General features: G+C 68.5%; 12 protein-coding genes. 5 read left to right on the top strand and 7 right to left on the bottom strand.

Features of this window, described 5'->3' with window-relative positions:
- Positions 1-44: 44 nt before the first annotated feature.
- Positions 45-581: a hypothetical protein gene (locus tag ACFWUU_RS37705; protein WP_380183073.1), complete on the top strand. Its 537-nt coding sequence runs from the start codon at positions 45-47 to the stop codon at positions 579-581.
- On the opposite strand, the gene ACFWUU_RS37700 is transcribed toward ACFWUU_RS37705, so the two are convergent.
- The 4 genes from ACFWUU_RS37700 to ACFWUU_RS37685 form a co-directional block, all read right to left on the bottom strand.
- Positions 578-1,342: an SDR family oxidoreductase gene (locus ACFWUU_RS37700; protein ID WP_380183071.1), complete on the bottom strand. Its 765-nt coding sequence runs from the start codon at positions 1,340-1,342 to the stop codon at positions 578-580. The genes ACFWUU_RS37705 and ACFWUU_RS37700 overlap by 4 nt on opposite strands.
- A gap of 47 nt (positions 1,343-1,389) precedes the next feature.
- Positions 1,390-1,581: a DUF1918 domain-containing protein gene (locus ACFWUU_RS37695; RefSeq protein WP_380183069.1), complete on the bottom strand. Its 192-nt coding sequence runs from the start codon at positions 1,579-1,581 to the stop codon at positions 1,390-1,392.
- Positions 1,582-1,633: 52 nt separating this feature from the next.
- Positions 1,634-2,458: a sensor histidine kinase gene (locus ACFWUU_RS37690; protein WP_380183539.1), complete on the bottom strand. Its 825-nt coding sequence runs from the start codon at positions 2,456-2,458 to the stop codon at positions 1,634-1,636.
- Positions 2,459-3,073: 615 nt separating this feature from the next.
- Entirely contained in the window at positions 3,074-3,751 is a 678-nt protein-coding gene (locus ACFWUU_RS37685) for a response regulator transcription factor (protein WP_137257598.1), read from the bottom strand.
- Positions 3,752-3,874: 123 nt separating this feature from the next.
- Between ACFWUU_RS37685 and yicI the strand changes: the two genes are divergently transcribed.
- Positions 3,875-6,097 (top strand): alpha-xylosidase, encoded by a 2,223-nt coding sequence (gene yicI, locus ACFWUU_RS37680; RefSeq protein ID WP_380183067.1) that lies wholly within the window; start codon positions 3,875-3,877, stop codon positions 6,095-6,097.
- A complete protein-coding gene (locus tag ACFWUU_RS37675) occupies positions 6,094-7,995 on the top strand; it encodes a beta-galactosidase (RefSeq protein WP_380183065.1) in 1,902 nt (633 codons plus the stop codon). Before yicI ends, ACFWUU_RS37675 begins: the two co-directional genes overlap by 4 nt.
- Here ACFWUU_RS37675 and ACFWUU_RS37670 read toward each other — a convergent pair.
- Genes ACFWUU_RS37670 through ACFWUU_RS37660 form a run of 3 tightly spaced genes read right to left on the bottom strand, consistent with a single transcriptional unit; the run spans position 7,931 to position 11,868 of the window.
- Entirely contained in the window at positions 7,931-8,965 is a 1,035-nt protein-coding gene (locus ACFWUU_RS37670; RefSeq protein WP_380183064.1) for a LacI family DNA-binding transcriptional regulator, read from the bottom strand. The genes ACFWUU_RS37675 and ACFWUU_RS37670 overlap by 65 nt on opposite strands.
- A 9-nt stretch (positions 8,966-8,974) precedes the next feature.
- The gene (locus tag ACFWUU_RS37665; RefSeq protein ID WP_380183063.1) at positions 8,975-10,978 is read right to left on the bottom strand and encodes a glycoside hydrolase family 36 protein; all 2,004 of its coding nucleotides are present in this window, start codon (positions 10,976-10,978) and stop codon (positions 8,975-8,977) included.
- Positions 10,975-11,868 carry a DMT family transporter gene (locus ACFWUU_RS37660; protein ID WP_380183062.1) on the bottom strand — a complete coding sequence of 298 codons (894 nt, stop codon included), beginning with the start codon at positions 11,866-11,868 and terminating at the stop codon, positions 10,975-10,977. Before ACFWUU_RS37660 ends, ACFWUU_RS37665 begins: the two co-directional genes overlap by 4 nt.
- Positions 11,869-11,908: 40 nt before the next feature.
- On the opposite strand from ACFWUU_RS37660, the gene ACFWUU_RS37655 reads away from it, so the two are divergent.
- Both ACFWUU_RS37655 and ACFWUU_RS37650 read left to right on the top strand, forming a co-directional pair.
- Positions 11,909-12,403: a MarR family winged helix-turn-helix transcriptional regulator gene (locus tag ACFWUU_RS37655; RefSeq protein ID WP_380183060.1), complete on the top strand. Its 495-nt coding sequence runs from the start codon at positions 11,909-11,911 to the stop codon at positions 12,401-12,403.
- Between the two features lie 216 nt (positions 12,404-12,619).
- Entirely contained in the window at positions 12,620-14,530 is a 1,911-nt protein-coding gene (locus ACFWUU_RS37650) for a glycosyltransferase family 4 protein (protein ID WP_380183058.1), read from the top strand.
- Positions 14,531-14,597: the final 67 nt, after the last annotated feature.

Genomic DNA, 14,597 nt, shown 5'->3' with positions numbered 1-14,597 from the left:
CCGGGTCGTGAGAGGGAGACATGTCGAGAGCTATACGCGGCGTTATGGCTGCGGTCGGAGTGCTGGGAGTGGTCGGCGTGATCGCCGGACCGATGGCGGCGGCACAGAACAGGCCACCCGGCGTACCGCGGGGCGAGATCGCCATCCCGGTGGCGCCGGAGTCGAACGTTGCATCAAGCAACGGACCGTTGCGGGAGCTGGCAACGGGCGGACCGTTCCACACAGCCCATGCGGTCGTCGTGATGGTGTCGCATGGCGCGCGGACCACCGTTCGGCTGAAGGTGACCGGCGTCGAGCACTCGGCGGGTCGCAGCTTCGGCGCACACCTGCACATGGGGCCTTGCGTGGCAGGTGACGGCGCGGCTGCGGGTCCGCACTACAACGCCGACGTGGTCAACGGCCGCAAACCCGTGCGAGTCGACGCCGAGCACGAGGTGTGGCTCGACTTCACCGTCAGCCCGAGTGGCGCGGGTACGGCGTCAACCGTCGTACCGTTCGCGCCGAAGCCCGGCAACCGCTCGATCGTCATCCATGGCACCTCGGGCGCCCGGCTCGCCTGCCTCCCGCTCAGCTGGGACTAGGCCGAGCCGCCGTTGCTCTTCAGCAGTTGGCCGTTGACCCATTGGCCGTTGGTCGAGCAGAGGAAGTCGACGAGGTGTGCGGTGTCCTGAGGAGTGCCCAGTCGGCCGAGCGGGGTCTGTTCGAGGCAGGCATCGCGGACCTCGTCGGTCATCCAGCCGGTGTCGATCGGGCCGGGGTTGACGACGTTCGCGGTCACGCCGAGCTCGGACAGTTCCTGTGCCGCCGCGAGCGTGATGCGGTCGAGCGCGCCCTTGCTGGCGCCGTACGGAAGGTTGTGGACGGTGTGGTCGCTGGTCAACGCAACGATGCGGCCGGTGCCGTACGCCCCGGTGAAGCGCTGGGCGAACTCGCGGATCAGTAGCCAGGTCGCGCGGGCGTTGACGGCGAAGTGCCGGTCGAAGCTCTCGACGGTCGTGTCGAGGATGCCGGAATCGACTGACTCGCAATGGCACATCACCAACGCGGTGACGTTGCCCAGCTGCTCTTCGGCGGCGGCAAAGATCCGCTCCGGCGCTGCGGGATCGACGAGGTCAGCCTCGATCGGCACCACGGTCGCGCCGAGCTCACTCAGCTCCTTGACGATCTCGTCGGTGGCCCCGGTCTGGACGCCCCACTGCATGCGGTCGTCGTACGCCGTCCAGTAGCTGAACGCGATATCCCAGCCCGAGGCGGCCAGCTGACGGGCGATGCCGGCGCCGATACCGACAGTACGGCCGACTCCGGTAACAAGGACGACGGGCCGGGCTCCTGGCTCACTCATGCCGGCGATCCTGCTCGAACCTCCGCCCGGCCGGCAACTCGATTCTTCTAGCTGTTGTGCACGATGTGTGCGTCTGGACCCGGGAAGAACAGTGACTCGGTGTCGGTGTCGCTCCAGTGCACGAGGTACGGCGGTGCGCCGTCCGGATCGTGTACCTCGACGATCTTCCCCTCGCGCCGGTGTGCCATCAGATGGCTGGTCTCGACCACAACCTGGTCGCCTGCTGCCGCTTTCACCACACCCACCTCCTTCACCCTCAGCTTCGTCCTGCCGAGCGCCCGGCACCACCCCTCACCCGATGTTCGGCAGCGTGACGATGGCCGTCGTACCTCCGGTGCTCGATGAAGTCAGCGTGATCGTGCCGTTGTGTGCCCGGGTGATCTCGCGAGCGATGGACAGTCCCAGTCCGGAGCCGCCACTCGCGCGGGAGCGGCTGGTGTCGAGCCGGACGAAGCGTTCGAAGACCCGCAGGCGATCCGCCTCGGGGATCCCGTCGCCGTCGTCCTCGACCGTGATGATCGCCGACCCGTCCTTCTCGGCCGTCGTCAGGTGGACGCTGGTGTGGGCGGCACGGGCAGCGTTGTCGACGAGGTTCCGCAGTACCTGACTCAAGCGGGCCGGATCGCCGACCACGCGGACAGGGTGGACGTCCCCGGTCACCTTCAGTTCGGGCATCGAGCTTCGCAACCGCTGGATCTCGGCCGCGACCAGATCGTCCAGGTCCACGTCGGTCTGCCGCATCCGGATCCCGGTGTCGTCCGCTTTGGCGAGCAGCAGCAGGTCCTCGACGAGCTGCCGCATCCGGTCGGTCTCGGTCCCCATCACCGCACGCAGTTCGCGCCACGCCTCGCCGGTGGTGTCCGCCTCGATGACCTCCAGCGCCGCGGTCAGCGTGGCCAACGGCGACCGCAGTTCGTGACTGGCATCCGCCACGAACGCCCGCTGCGTCGCCTGTCCGGTCTCGAGTCGGTCGAGCATCTCGTTCATCGTCACCGCGAGCCGGGCGATCTCGTCCCGGGTCGGCGGCACCGGGACCCGCTCGGTCAGGTCCCGGGTGCCGATGCCCTGCACCCGGGACCGGATCCGTTCCACCGGCCGCAGCGCCTGCCCGACCATCAGCCACCCGGCCACGCCGACCACGATCAACAACGCGGGAATCCCGATCACGAGGTACTTCGCAACCGTGGTGACCGTCTGCCGTTGCGTCTCCACCGACGACGCGACCACGACCGTGTACGTCTGCCCGTCGTACGACGCACCCTGAGCGACGATCAAGTAGTTGTGGTCGTCGTCGATCAGCGGCATCTCGCCGACCTCGGCCCGCATCAGCGCCCCCGACGGCGGGCGGAGATCAGTCATCGGGGTGTTGCCGACCCGGCTCGACGAGGCGGCGATGACCCGCCCGGCCGGATCCAGGACCTGGACCAGCTGGGTCGCGCGGGTCGTTTCGACGAGATCGCGCGCGAGGCCCGCCGTACCCTCCGTGCTGACCTGGCCGGCCACGTCGGCGACCCGGCCCTCAGCGGCGTCGGAGACCTCGGTGATCAGGGCCCGCTGCAGGAGCAGCAGCAACGCCGCGGCCCCCAGCATCATCGCGAGCGCGACCACGATCACGGCCGCAGCCGTCGAGCGGCTCCGCACGCTCGCCTGCCGTAGCCCACCCGCGGTCCGGTACCACCCGTCGACCCGTCGTCGCACGACCGTGCTCACCCGGCAATCTTCGCAGGGAGGTCAGCCGCCCTCAGGATTGAGCCGGTATCCCATGCCCCGGATGGTCTCGATCGCGTGCCGGGCGAACGGGGTGTCGATCTTCTTCCGCAGGTACCGCACGTAGACCTCGACCACGTTCGGGTCGCCGTCGAACGCCGGGTCCCAGACCGCGGCCAGGATCTCGGTCTTGCTGACGGTGTCGCCGCGGTGCCGCATCAGGAACTCGAGCAGGCCGTACTCGCGGGGCGTGAGGGTGATCTCCCGCCCGTCCCGCTCGACCCGTCGCCGCGCCACGTCCAGCGTGAGGTCGCCGGCCATCAGCACCACCGGCCGCTCCGGCCCGCCGCGCCGGATCAGGGCCCGCAACCGGGCGACCAGGACCAGGAAGCTGAACGGTTTGGTCAGGTAGTCGTCCGCACCGAGGTCGAACGCGTCGGTCTGGTCGTACTCGCCGTCCTTCGCGGTCAGCATCAGCACCGGCGTCCAGATCCCGCGCGCCCGCAGCAGCTCGAGTACGCGGTACCCGTTGAGCTTCGGCAGCATGATGTCCAGCACGATCACGTCGTAGCTGTGCTCGGTCGCCGCCCACACCGCGTTCTCGCCGTCGTGCACCATCTCCACGACGAACCCGGAGTCGGTCAGTCCGCGGTGGACCGTGTCCGCCAGCCGCAGCTCATCCTCGACCATCAGCACTCGCATTCACCCAGTGTCGCCGGTGTGCGCTGAGAATCCGCTGAGAGCCGGACAAACTTGACGCGATGAAGACGGGCCACCTAGCGTTGTCGAAGCGCTTCGACGACCCTCCGGGAGAGGCTGGCCACGATGAAGTTCAGCGACGGGTACTGGCAGCTCCGGGACGGATTGACCCGGCTGCGGCCGGCCGAGGTCGAGAGCGTGCAGGCCGCGGAGCGGGAGCTGACCGTGTTCGCGCCGGCCAAGCGGATCGAGCGGCGTGGTGACACGCTCAACCAGCCGATGTTCACGGTGACGTTCTCGTCGCCGTCGCGCGGGGTGATCGGGGTCCGGATCGCACATCACCTCGGTGGCTTGCCCGCGCGGCCGACGTACCGGCTGAACGTCGATGACGATCACCCGGTGAAGGTCGAGGTCGATGCTGCCGAGGCGCGGCTGACGTCGGGTGAGTTGAGCGTGGTGGTCGCGCTCGAGGGGCCGTGGGACGTGCGGTTCGAGCAGGACGGTCGGCCGCTGACGAACTCAGGCGCGCGGAGCGTCGGCCTGGTAACCGATGCCGAGGGCAAGCATTACGTCCATGAGCAGTTGGCGCTCGGTGTCGGCGAGACGATCTATGGCCTGGGCGAACGCTTCGGCGCGTTCGTGAAGAACGGTCAGGTCGTCGACAGCTGGAACGCCGACGGCGGAACTTCGAGCGAGCAGGCGTACAAGAACGTGCCGTTCTACCTGAGCAGCAAGGGGTACGGCGTACTCGTCGACAGCCCGGCCCGGGTGTCGTTCGAGGTCGGCTCCGAGGTCACGTCGCGCAACCAGTTCAGCGTCGAGGGCCAGGAGCTGGGGTACTACGTCTTCGCCGGTCCGACCCCGAAGGACGTCCTGCGTCGGTACACCGCACTGACCGGCCGGCCCGCGCGCGTGCCGGCGTGGTCGATGGGGCTGTGGCTGTCGACGTCCTTCACCACGGACTACACCGAGGAGACGACGAGCGGCTTCGTCGACGGGATGGCCGAACGTGACCTGCCGCTGAGCGTCTTCCATTTCGACTGCTTCTGGATGCGGCAGTTCCACTGGTGCGACTTCCTGTGGGACCCGGTCGCGTTCCCGGATCCGGCCGGCATGGTCCGGCGGCTGAAGGATCGTGGTCTGCGCGTCAGCCTGTGGATCAACCCGTACATCGCGCAGCGCTCGGTGTTGTTCGAGGAGGGCCGCCGGCTCGGCTATCTGGTCAAGCGACCGGACGGCTCGGTCTGGCAGTGGGACATGTGGCAGGCCGGTATGGCGATCGTCGACTTCACCAACCCGGACGCGACCGCGTGGTTCCGCTCGAAGCTGCAAGCCCTGGTAGATATGGGCGTCGACTGCTTCAAGACCGACTTCGGTGAGCGCATCCCCACCGACGTCGTCTGGTACGACGGTTCCGATCCGGAGCGGATGCACAACTACTACGCGCAGCTCTACAACGCGGCCGTGTTCGGCCTGCTGGAGGAGAACCGGCGCGAGGGTGACGCCGTACTGTTCGCGCGGTCCGCGACGGCCGGCGGTCAGCAGTTCCCGGTGCACTGGGGTGGCGACTGCGAGTCGACGTTCGAGGCGATGGCGGAGTCGTTGCGGGGTGGGCTGTCGCTGGCCGCGTCGGGTTTCGGGTACTGGAGTCACGACATCGGCGGATTCGAGGGCTTGCCCGATCCGGCGATCTTCAAGCGCTGGGTGGCTTTCGGGCTGCTGTCTTCGCATTCGCGGTTGCACGGCTCGTCGTCGTACCGGGTGCCGTGGGCGTTCGACGAGGAGGCGGTCGACGTACTGCGGAAGTTCACCAAGCTGAAGCTGTCGTTGATGCCGTATCTGATGACGGCTGCGGCCGAGGCGCATCAGGACGGGGTACCGATGATGCGGCCGATGGTGGTGGAGTTCCCCGACGATCCGGCGGTCGCCTATCTGGATCGTCAGTACATGCTCGGTCCCGATCTGCTGGTTGCGCCGGTGATGAGCTTCGACGGCGAGGTCTCGTTCTACCTGCCGCGTGGACTATGGACGTCCTTGCTGACCGAAGAGGTGTTGTCGGGTCCGGGATGGGTGCAGCAGACGCATGGCTTCGACAGCTTGCCGTTGTTCGTGCGCGAGGGCGCCGTGGTCCCGATCGGCGCGGTCGACGATCGGCCCGAGTACGACTGGGCCGACGGGGTCGAGTTGCGCTGGTTCGCGCCGAGCGAGGGCCGGACGACCGTGGTCGAGTTGCCCGACGCGGACGGGGGAGTGGCTGCGGTGATCGAGCTGACCTTGCGCGATGGTGAGGTCGAGTCGCGCGTGGTCCAGGGTGTGTGCGAGCGCTACACCGTCAGGACGATCTCGTGACTCTTTGGTACGGCGGCGACTACAACCCCGAGCAGTGGGATCCGGTCGTCTGGCAGGAAGACCTCGAGCTGATGCAGCGGGCCGGCGTGAATCTGGTGACTGTCGGGGTGTTCTCGTGGTCGTCGCTCGAACCGGCGCCGGGCGAGTACGACTTCGGCTGGCTCGACCAGGTGTTGGATCTGCTGCATTCGGGCGGCATCCGGGTCGACCTGGCCACTCCGACGGCATCGCCGCCGCCCTGGTTCAGCCGGCTGCATCCCGAGGCGTTGCCGGTCACCGCGGACGGCGTACGGCTCACGCATGGCAGCCGCGACACGTACTGCGCTTGCGCACCGGCCTACCGCGAGGCCGCGCAGGGGATCGCTCGCGCGCTGGCGGAGCGGTACCACGATCACCCGGCGTTGGCGATGTGGCACGTGCACAACGAGTACGGCACCACGTGTTACTGCTCGTTGGCCGCCGAACGGTTCCGCGAGTGGTTGCAGGAGCGGTACGGCACGCTCGATCGGCTGAACCAGGCCTGGACGACCGCGTTCTGGAGCCAGGGGTACGCCGATTGGGTGGACATCGAGCCGCCGCGCAAGACGCAGTACCTCGTGAATCCCACGCAATACCTGGACTTCCGGCGCTTCTGGTCGGACGAATTGCTGGCGGCTTACCGGGAGCAGAAGGCCGAACTGCGGAAGTTGTCGGCGTTGCCGATCACAACGAACTTCGTGTTCGGCGGTTGGGTCCCGGTGAACCATGCGCAGTGGGCGACGGAGGTCGATGTCGTTGCCATCGACCACTATCCGGATCGGGCCGACATCGGCGCCGAGGAGCAGACCGCGTTCGGTGCGGACCTGGCGCGGGGCTGGGCCGGCGGGAAGCCGTGGCTGCTGATGGAGCAGTCGGCCGGAGCCCTGAACCTGGGCCGCCGGCAGCACACGAAGGAGCCGGGGCGGATGGCACGGCACAGCCTGTCCCATGTCGCGCGTGGCTCGCAGGGTGCTCTGTTCTTCCAGTGGCGGGCGTCGCGGGGTGGCGCGGAGATGTTCCACTCGGCGATGGTGCCGCACGCTGGTCCGGACAGCCGGATGTTCCGCGAGATCGAGGCGCTCGGATCCGAGCTGCCGAAGCTGGCTGACGTTGCCGAGAGCAACGTTGAGGCCGAGGTCGCGATCCTGTGGGACGTCGAGTGCTGGTGGGCGATGCAAGGCACCCACCTTCCCTCGTCATCGCTGGACTACCTGGAGGCGGTCCGGTCAGCGCATCGGCACTTCTGGCGCGCGGGCCGAACGGTCGACTTCGTAGCTCCGGACGCCGACCTCTCGTCCTATCGCCAAGTAGTTGCCCCATCGCTCTACCTGAGCTCGGACGAGGCAGCCGCGAATCTCGCCGGATATGTGGAGAACGGCGGTCAGCTGGTGGTCGGATACTTCAGCGGGATCGTCGACCCCGACCTGAGGGTTCGGTATCCCGGCGCGTTCACGGAGCTGCTCGGCGTACAAGTCGAGGAGTTCCATCCGCTGCCGGACTACGGCGAGATCGTGCTGGAGTCCGGCGGCCGCGGACGTCTGTGGAGCGAGGACGTCCAGGCGGTGTCGGCCGAGGTCGTCGATCGGTACGTCGGGGGAGTGCTCGACGGCAGGCCCGCGATCACCCGCCGCCAGGTCGGAGCGGGTACGGCGTTCTACGTATCGACCGAGCTGGACGACGCGACCGCGGCACGGCTGTTCGGCCTGCAGCCGTCACCGCTGGAGACGGTACGAAGGCAGTCCGGCGACACCACGTGGACGTTCCTGTTCAACCACGGTGACGCGGAGGTCGCCGTACCGGATGAGGGCGAGCTGGTTATCGGTCAGCTGCCGGTTCAGCCGGGCGGTTATGCAGTGGTGCGGAGCTCCCGCGGGCGGTGAGCGTCGGCGGGAGGAGAGTCAGGTCGGGCGCTTCGCCGCCCTCGAGTTTGGTGATCAGCGACTCGACCGCCTGAGCGCCGATCTGCTCGGCCGGGATGGTCACCGACGTCAGCTGCGGGACCTGGCGTTCGGCGACGTCGTCCGCGCAGATCGCCACCAGCGACATGTCCTCGGGCACGCGGCGGCCGAGCCGGCGCAGTACGTCGAGGAGCGGTCCGATGATCGGCTCGTTCTGTACGACGAGGCCGGTGATGTCCGGGTGGTCCTCGAGCAGCTGCTCGACCGTCTGCAGGACCGCGTCGAACGTGTGCTCACAGGGCGTCTCGACTCCTAGAACGCCCCGTCGTTCGGCCGCCTCGGTGAAACCGGTCAGCGTCCGCTGGGCGAACCCCGTTTGGCGCTCGTACACGGCCGACGGCGTACCGAGCAGAGCGAGCGATCGATGGCCGAGGTCGGCGAGCTCATCGACGCATTGAGCGCCCGCGGCAACGAAGTCGAGGTCGATGCAGGTCAGCCCGTCGGCGTCGTCCGGGTAGCCGATCAGCACCGACGGCATCGGCAGCTCGCGCAGTACCGGCACCCGCTCGTCCTGCAGTTCGACATCCATCACGATCAGCGCATCGACCAGCGAGCTCTGCGCGACGCGCTCCAGCCCGTCGGGTCCTTCGTCAGCGGTCACCAGCAGTACGTCGTGATCGAACCGGCGGGCCGTGGTCACGACCGCCGCCGCGAACTGCATCATCACCGGGACGTGCATGCCGGTGCGGAGCGGGATGACCAGGGCGAGCACGTTCGACCGGTGACTGGCCAGCGCGCGGGCGCTCGCATTCGGCCGGTACCCGAGCTCTTGGACGCTGCGCTGCACCCGCTCGCGGGTGTCGGTCGAGATCGTCCGCTTCCCGCTGAGCACATAGGACACAGTGCTGACCGCGACCCCGGCGTGCCGGGCGACGTCCGCGATCGTGACCATCCCCCAGTTCTACCCTAGATCGAAGCGCTTCGACAGAATGACCCGCGCCGACGGCTCGGCGACGTCGGTCCTGACGGTGAGCTTGTCGCCCTCCCAGGTGTAGGACCAGCCGTCGGCCTCGGCCGGAAAGACAGGGCGGATGTCCCCGTGCGGCCCCGCGATCGTCACCTCGGCAGGCCCGGCCGACCGATGCCACAACGCCAGGTAGGTCGACTCCGGACCGGTCAGACCGAGTACCACCCACTCGTCGTCCCACTCGGGGAGACCGAGCGGCCAGATCGGCACGAGCGAGTCGAGTTCACGCAGTAGGTCGCGGTGCGCGGCCAGCGCCGAGCGAACCAGTTCCAGTTCGGCGGCGGTCATCTGGTTGAGGTGACCGGACAGATAAAGCCGGCCGAGTACGCCGTTCACCAGCGCGAGCGTGAACTCCTCGCGCGTGGTCCCGCTGATCGGGTACGCCCAGTGCCCGGCTTGCTCAGGCAGTACGGCGGCCGGCGCCGCGGCGCTGATTGTTGCGTAGAGCAACGGGTGCTGCTGGTCCGAGGTGGATTGCAGATGCAGACGGGACAGCATCGCGTAGTCCATCCGCATCGCCCCGGACGCGCAGTTCTCGATCAGCAGTTCCGGATGCCGCGCCTGCAGTGCGTCGAGCCAGTCGAGCAAGGCCCGCTGGTGTTCGAGCAGTCCGTGGCCGAGCGAGGTACCGCCCTTGTCGGTGCCCGGACCGGTCATCGTGTTGTTGTCGAACTTGAAGAACCCGATGCCGAAGTCGGCGACGAGTCGGTCGACGGTGTCGTCGAGGTGCTGGCGCGCCAGCGGGTTCCGTAGGTCGAGCAGGTAGCGGCCGTGCTCGGCGACCCGGATGCCTTGGCGGGTGAGGAAGGCGTCGTCGGGCAGTTCGCGGGCGATCGGTGCGTCGACGCCGATCACCTCGGGTTCGAGCCAGAGGCCGGGGACCATTCCGCTCTGGTGAATCCGATCGATCACCTCGCCGAATCCGCCGGGGAAGCGGGTGGTCGAGGGCTGCCAGGCGCCGACGGTGCTCCACCAGTCGCCCTCGGCGTACCAGCCGGCGTCGATGCAGAAGTAGTCCGCGCCGACCTCGGCGGCGGCGTCGATGAGCGGGAGTAGCTTCTCGGTCGTTGGGTCGCCCATCAACGTGTTCATGTAGTCGTTGAAGATCACCGGCATCCGGTCGTCGACCGGCCGGCGCTTCCGCACCGCTCGCCGCTGGCGGGTGAGCGCCGCGAAGACGCTGTCCCGATCAGTTCCTGTGACCAGCGAGACCGGCACCGTCGCAAATGACTCGTCCGCGGTCAGCCGCACGGTCCACTGGTGCTCCTGGGACGTCGGCCCGCTGAGCAGGAGATAGCCGCCGCGACGGTTCTCGCCGAGCTCGTAGTGCCAGGGTCCGTTGTGTTCGATCTGCCATCCGATGGCGTACGACGTACCGACGAGGACCCCGACCGGCAGTCGCTCACCGGTCGACCACGGGCCGGTGCTGGTGACGGCGTGACGGCTCTTCGACACCGGGTAGTGCGGATCGCGGACGATCTGCGGTACGCCGCCCGCGCGCAGCGACTGCACCGACCAGCGGTTCTCGGCCATCCAGTCGTTGACGGCGGAGTACAGGTCGGCGTCGACGGAATCCAGGCCGACGACCAGAGACGAGAGGAAGTCCAGCACGAGTTCGCCGGGCCGGGTGAGCGATGCCTCGGACCAGGCCCGTACGCCGGCTCCGGCCTCGAAGACGCTCGTCACCCGGAGACCGGTGTCGGCGTCCTCCTGGACGATCCGCAGTGTGGAGCCGGCGTCCTCGTGGGTGATGTAGCGCAAGCGCCGGCCGAGGATCGTGTCGACATGGCGGTTGGTGCCGGGGGAGCGGCCGTACCCCAGCGCGGAGACCTCGACCAGCGGTTGGCTCCCGGGTTCCGTACCGGTGGTCAGCCGCACCGGGCCGTCGTCGAGCGCGAAGGTCAGGGTCAGCTCAGGCGTCCGCCACACGAGGTTCATCGATAAACCTTAGAAGCCTCCGCCCTTCCGGCCTCAACTCGCGATCCGCGACGTGGACGGCTCAGCGTGATGCCGAAGAGCACCAGAGCAAGACCGAGAACCTGCTGGAGCGTGAGCACCTCGCCGGACACCAGGACACCGAGCAGTACGCCGGTCACCGGGTTGAGCAGCCCGATCAGTCCGACGGTCGCCGCGCTGAGATGGCGCAGGCCGGTGAACCACGCTGTGAACGCGAGCGCGGTCGCGACCAGGCCGACGTACGCGAAACCGCCGATGGCCTGCACGTCGAGGTGAGGCGGGGCGCCTTCGAAGATGACCGCGAACGGGATCAGCACCAGGCCGCCGGCGATCAGTTGCCAGGACGTGGTCGCGATCGGACGATCTGCGCGTCCCCACTTCTTGGCGAGGATGTAGCCGAAGGACGACATGGTCAGGGCGGCCACCGAGGCGGCGACGCCGCGCAGATTCACGGCGGTCGTGCCGGTGCCGAGTAGGAGACAGACGCCGGCGATTCCGGCCGCGGCGCCGGTGAGGACCGGGATCGTCGGGCGTTCGGCGAGCAGAGCCCAGGCGAAGAGCGCCATCGTGAGCGGCGAGGCGGACATGATCGTCGACGCGAGGCTGACCGGGAGTAGCTGGGACGCGAGGTAGATCAGGGCGAAGAACGCGCCCATGTTGCAGACGCCGAGCAGCAGTGATCGCCACCACCAGACGCCGCGGGGGAGGCGCCGGGCCACGCAGAGCAGGAGGAGACCTGCGGGCAGTGCACGGAACACCGCGCCGTACAAGGGATGTCCGGTCGGGAGGTACTCGTGCGTGACGAAGTAGTTGGTGCCCCACGCGATCGGCGCGATCGCGGTGACCAGGGTCCAGCGGAAGGTATCTTCCATGGAAGATACTATATCTTCCCAGGAAGATATAGTGGAAGGCGTGACCGATCACGTGGCCAGGATCCAGGCGGAGTGGCAGGCGGAACGGCCGGACGTCGACACCAGCCCCCAGGGGGTGATCGGTCGGCTGCACCGGATCGCGAATCAGCTCACCGGCGAACTGACGCTGCTGTACGCGAAGTACGGCTTGTCGGAGGGGGAGTTCGACGTACTCGCGGCGCTCCGGCGCGCGGGTTCGCCGTACGAGCGGGCGCCGGGGGAGATCGCGCTGCACACGATGGTGACGACCGGCGCGGTGACCAAGCGCGTCGACCGGCTCGAGGCGGCCGGTCTGGTCCGACGCCGGCGCAGCGACGACGACGGGCGCGGTCGCGTGGTCCGCCTGACCCCGGCCGGGCGCCGGTTGATCGACAAGGCCTTCGCCGCACATATGGCGAACGAGAAGCGGTTGCTCGAGCCGCTCACCGCGACCCAGCGGGCTCAACTGGAGAGCCTTCTCACAGCCTGGCTGGCGCATTTGGAGCCGCCGGATTGAATTGAACGCTTGACAGTGGCGCGGCAAAGTGTGGACCGTTACCTTGCTGACGGCGCAACTTCCTTGAAAGTTTCGGCATCATGGAGGTAGCCCGGGACAAGGCGAAAGTCCCCGCGGTGCTAACGACCCGGCCTCCCCGTCGTTGAACCGTGCAATCACCGCTGTGAGCTCCAGCACCTCCCCGCCTGCCGCTCACGAAGGCTCAGGAGAGTGTGCGTGCACGTCCCTCGCATTGTGATGATCGTCGCGAACGACATCACCAACGACACCAGGGTCCTCAAGGAGGCCGTCGCCCTGGGCAAGGCCGGCTACCAGGTCACGTTGCTCGGCGTGTCCGCGTCCGGCCGGCTGGCCATCGACACGATCGAGTCCGGCGTCGTGATGATCCGGGTGCCCGGCCACTTCGTCCTCCGGGACGAGCGCAACCGCAGGCATCGGCTCCGCCGCGGTCGCCGGTTGTTCGACATCCGGCCCGAGGGAGTCGAGGCGGCCCGGGTCGCCTCCCGGCTGGCGGACCTCAAGGCGGAGCGCGGACGAGCCGCCGCGAGGCGTCGGGCGGGGCAGATCGGCCGTGCTGCCCAGCTGACTGGCGTCGTGAGCCGTTCGTTCAGGCACCGACGGCTGCGGCTGTCCCAGGCAGCGGTGTCGGTTCGCACCTGGTTCGGCGAGACCGAGGCCCGGCTGGCCACGAACTTCTGGCAGTGGTGGGACACCTGGCTGCCCAGGCGGAGCGGGCTGGTCAAGTGGCGCTCGGTCATTCCCGAGGCCGACGACTACGAGGCGATCCTCGCCGACCTGATCGACCAGTTGCGCCCGGACGCCCTGCACGCCCATGACATGCACGTGATCGGGGTCGGATCACGCGCCGCGGGCCGGGCGGACCTGCGGGGCCGCAGCCTGAAGGTGGTGTACGACGCCCACGAGTACGTCCCCGGCCTCTCGCAGTACGGCGGACGCACGCCGCGGATGATCGCGGCCTGGGCGCAGCACGAGGCCGAGTACATCCGGACCGTCGACCGCGTGGTCACGGTCAGCCCGGCCATCGCCCGCACCCTGCACACCCGGCACAAGCTGGATCGCGAGCCGACCGTCGTGATCAACAGCCCGGAGCTGTGTGAGCGCGACAACGGGATCACCGACATCCGCGCCGCGATCGGGCTGGCCGACGACGTACCGCTGCTCGTCTACAGCGGCGGGGTCACGCGGGCCCGCGGCGTCGAGACCGCGATGGAGGCCCTGCCGCTTCTCCCCGGCGTCCACCTGGCCGTCGTCTGCGTGCCGCACGCGCGGACGCGTCCCGTCGACGAGCTGCGGGCACTCGGCAAGTCGCTCCAGATCGAGGACCGCGTCCACTACCTCGACCCGGTCGCGCCGAACGACGTGATCCACTTCCTCGGGACCGCGGACATCGGGCTGATCCCGATCCTGAGGTACCCGAGCCACGAGATGGCCCTGCCGAACAAGGTCTTCGAGTACACCTTCGCCGGACTGCCGGTGGTGACCAGCGACATGCCGACGCTCGAGGAGTTCGTCGGCAAGACCGGTATCGGCGAGGTCTTCCAGGCCGAGAACCCGGACTCCCTGGCCGAGGCCGTGAAGACCGTCCTCAAGGACCCGGAGCAGTACCGCGAGCGCGCCGCCGACCCGGGGCTGCGAGCCGAGATGTCCTGGGAGACGCAAGCCGGTCACCTCCGCGACCTGTACGCCGAGCTGGTCGGTGCACCGCCCGCGCCGGAGGACGTCGTACCCCGGCTGGTCCTGGGGCCGAACGGTTCCAAGGCGGCGAAGGCGTGGCTGCAGGACATCGACGGCGCGGAGATCCTGCGGCGTCCGCTGACCTTGCCGGACCTGGACCGCGTGACGCATGTCCTGATGGAGGACTGGCAGTCCGTGCTGGGCAGCGAAGACTTGATCGCCGACCTGCCGCTGCTGACCGCGGCCCGGATCAAGCACGCCGTCGTCGTCTACGGCCGGGTCGACCGTCAGGAAGTCCGGCGCCGGATGCGGGCGTACACCGGCACTGTGTTCGTCACCGACCCGGTGATCGCGGACGCCGTCGAGGGCACCATCTGGCTGCCGCCGGCCGACGAGGGCGCGAAGGTGCTCCGCGACTTCCTGACCGAGTAACTGCCGCCGCGGACGGCGCGCGGGGACCCTGCGCGACCCGCTGGGGACGGGTGGGTAACCTCTGGTG

This window comes from Kribbella sp. NPDC058693, from assembly GCF_042715335.1.
Classification (GTDB): Bacteria; Actinomycetota; Actinomycetes; order Propionibacteriales; family Kribbellaceae; genus Kribbella; species Kribbella jiaozuonensis.
Note: the sequence above shows the minus strand (reverse complement) of the source record. Positions and strands in the feature narration are given on the sequence as shown.

What these genes read in the sequence shown, in the direction of transcription:
- ACFWUU_RS37660 (WP_380183062.1), bottom strand. Translation starts at nt 11,868, where the DNA reads ATGGAAGATACCTTCCGCTGGACCCTGGTCACCGCGATCGCGCCGATC.
- yicI (WP_380183067.1), top strand. Translation starts at nt 3,875, where the DNA reads ATGAAGTTCAGCGACGGGTACTGGCAGCTCCGGGACGGATTGACCCGG.
- ACFWUU_RS37685 (WP_137257598.1), bottom strand. Translation starts at nt 3,751, where the DNA reads ATGCGAGTGCTGATGGTCGAGGATGAGCTGCGGCTGGCGGACACGGTC.
- ACFWUU_RS37705 (WP_380183073.1), top strand. Translation starts at nt 45, where the DNA reads ATGGCTGCGGTCGGAGTGCTGGGAGTGGTCGGCGTGATCGCCGGACCG.
- ACFWUU_RS37700 (WP_380183071.1), bottom strand. Translation starts at nt 1,342, where the DNA reads ATGAGTGAGCCAGGAGCCCGGCCCGTCGTCCTTGTTACCGGAGTCGGC.
- ACFWUU_RS37670 (WP_380183064.1), bottom strand. Translation starts at nt 8,965, where the DNA reads ATGGTCACGATCGCGGACGTCGCCCGGCACGCCGGGGTCGCGGTCAGC.
- ACFWUU_RS37690 (WP_380183539.1), bottom strand. Translation starts at nt 2,458, where the DNA reads ATGGTCGGGCAGGCGCTGCGGCCGGTGGAACGGATCCGGTCCCGGGTG.
- ACFWUU_RS37665 (WP_380183063.1), bottom strand. Translation starts at nt 10,978, where the DNA reads ATGAACCTCGTGTGGCGGACGCCTGAGCTGACCCTGACCTTCGCGCTC.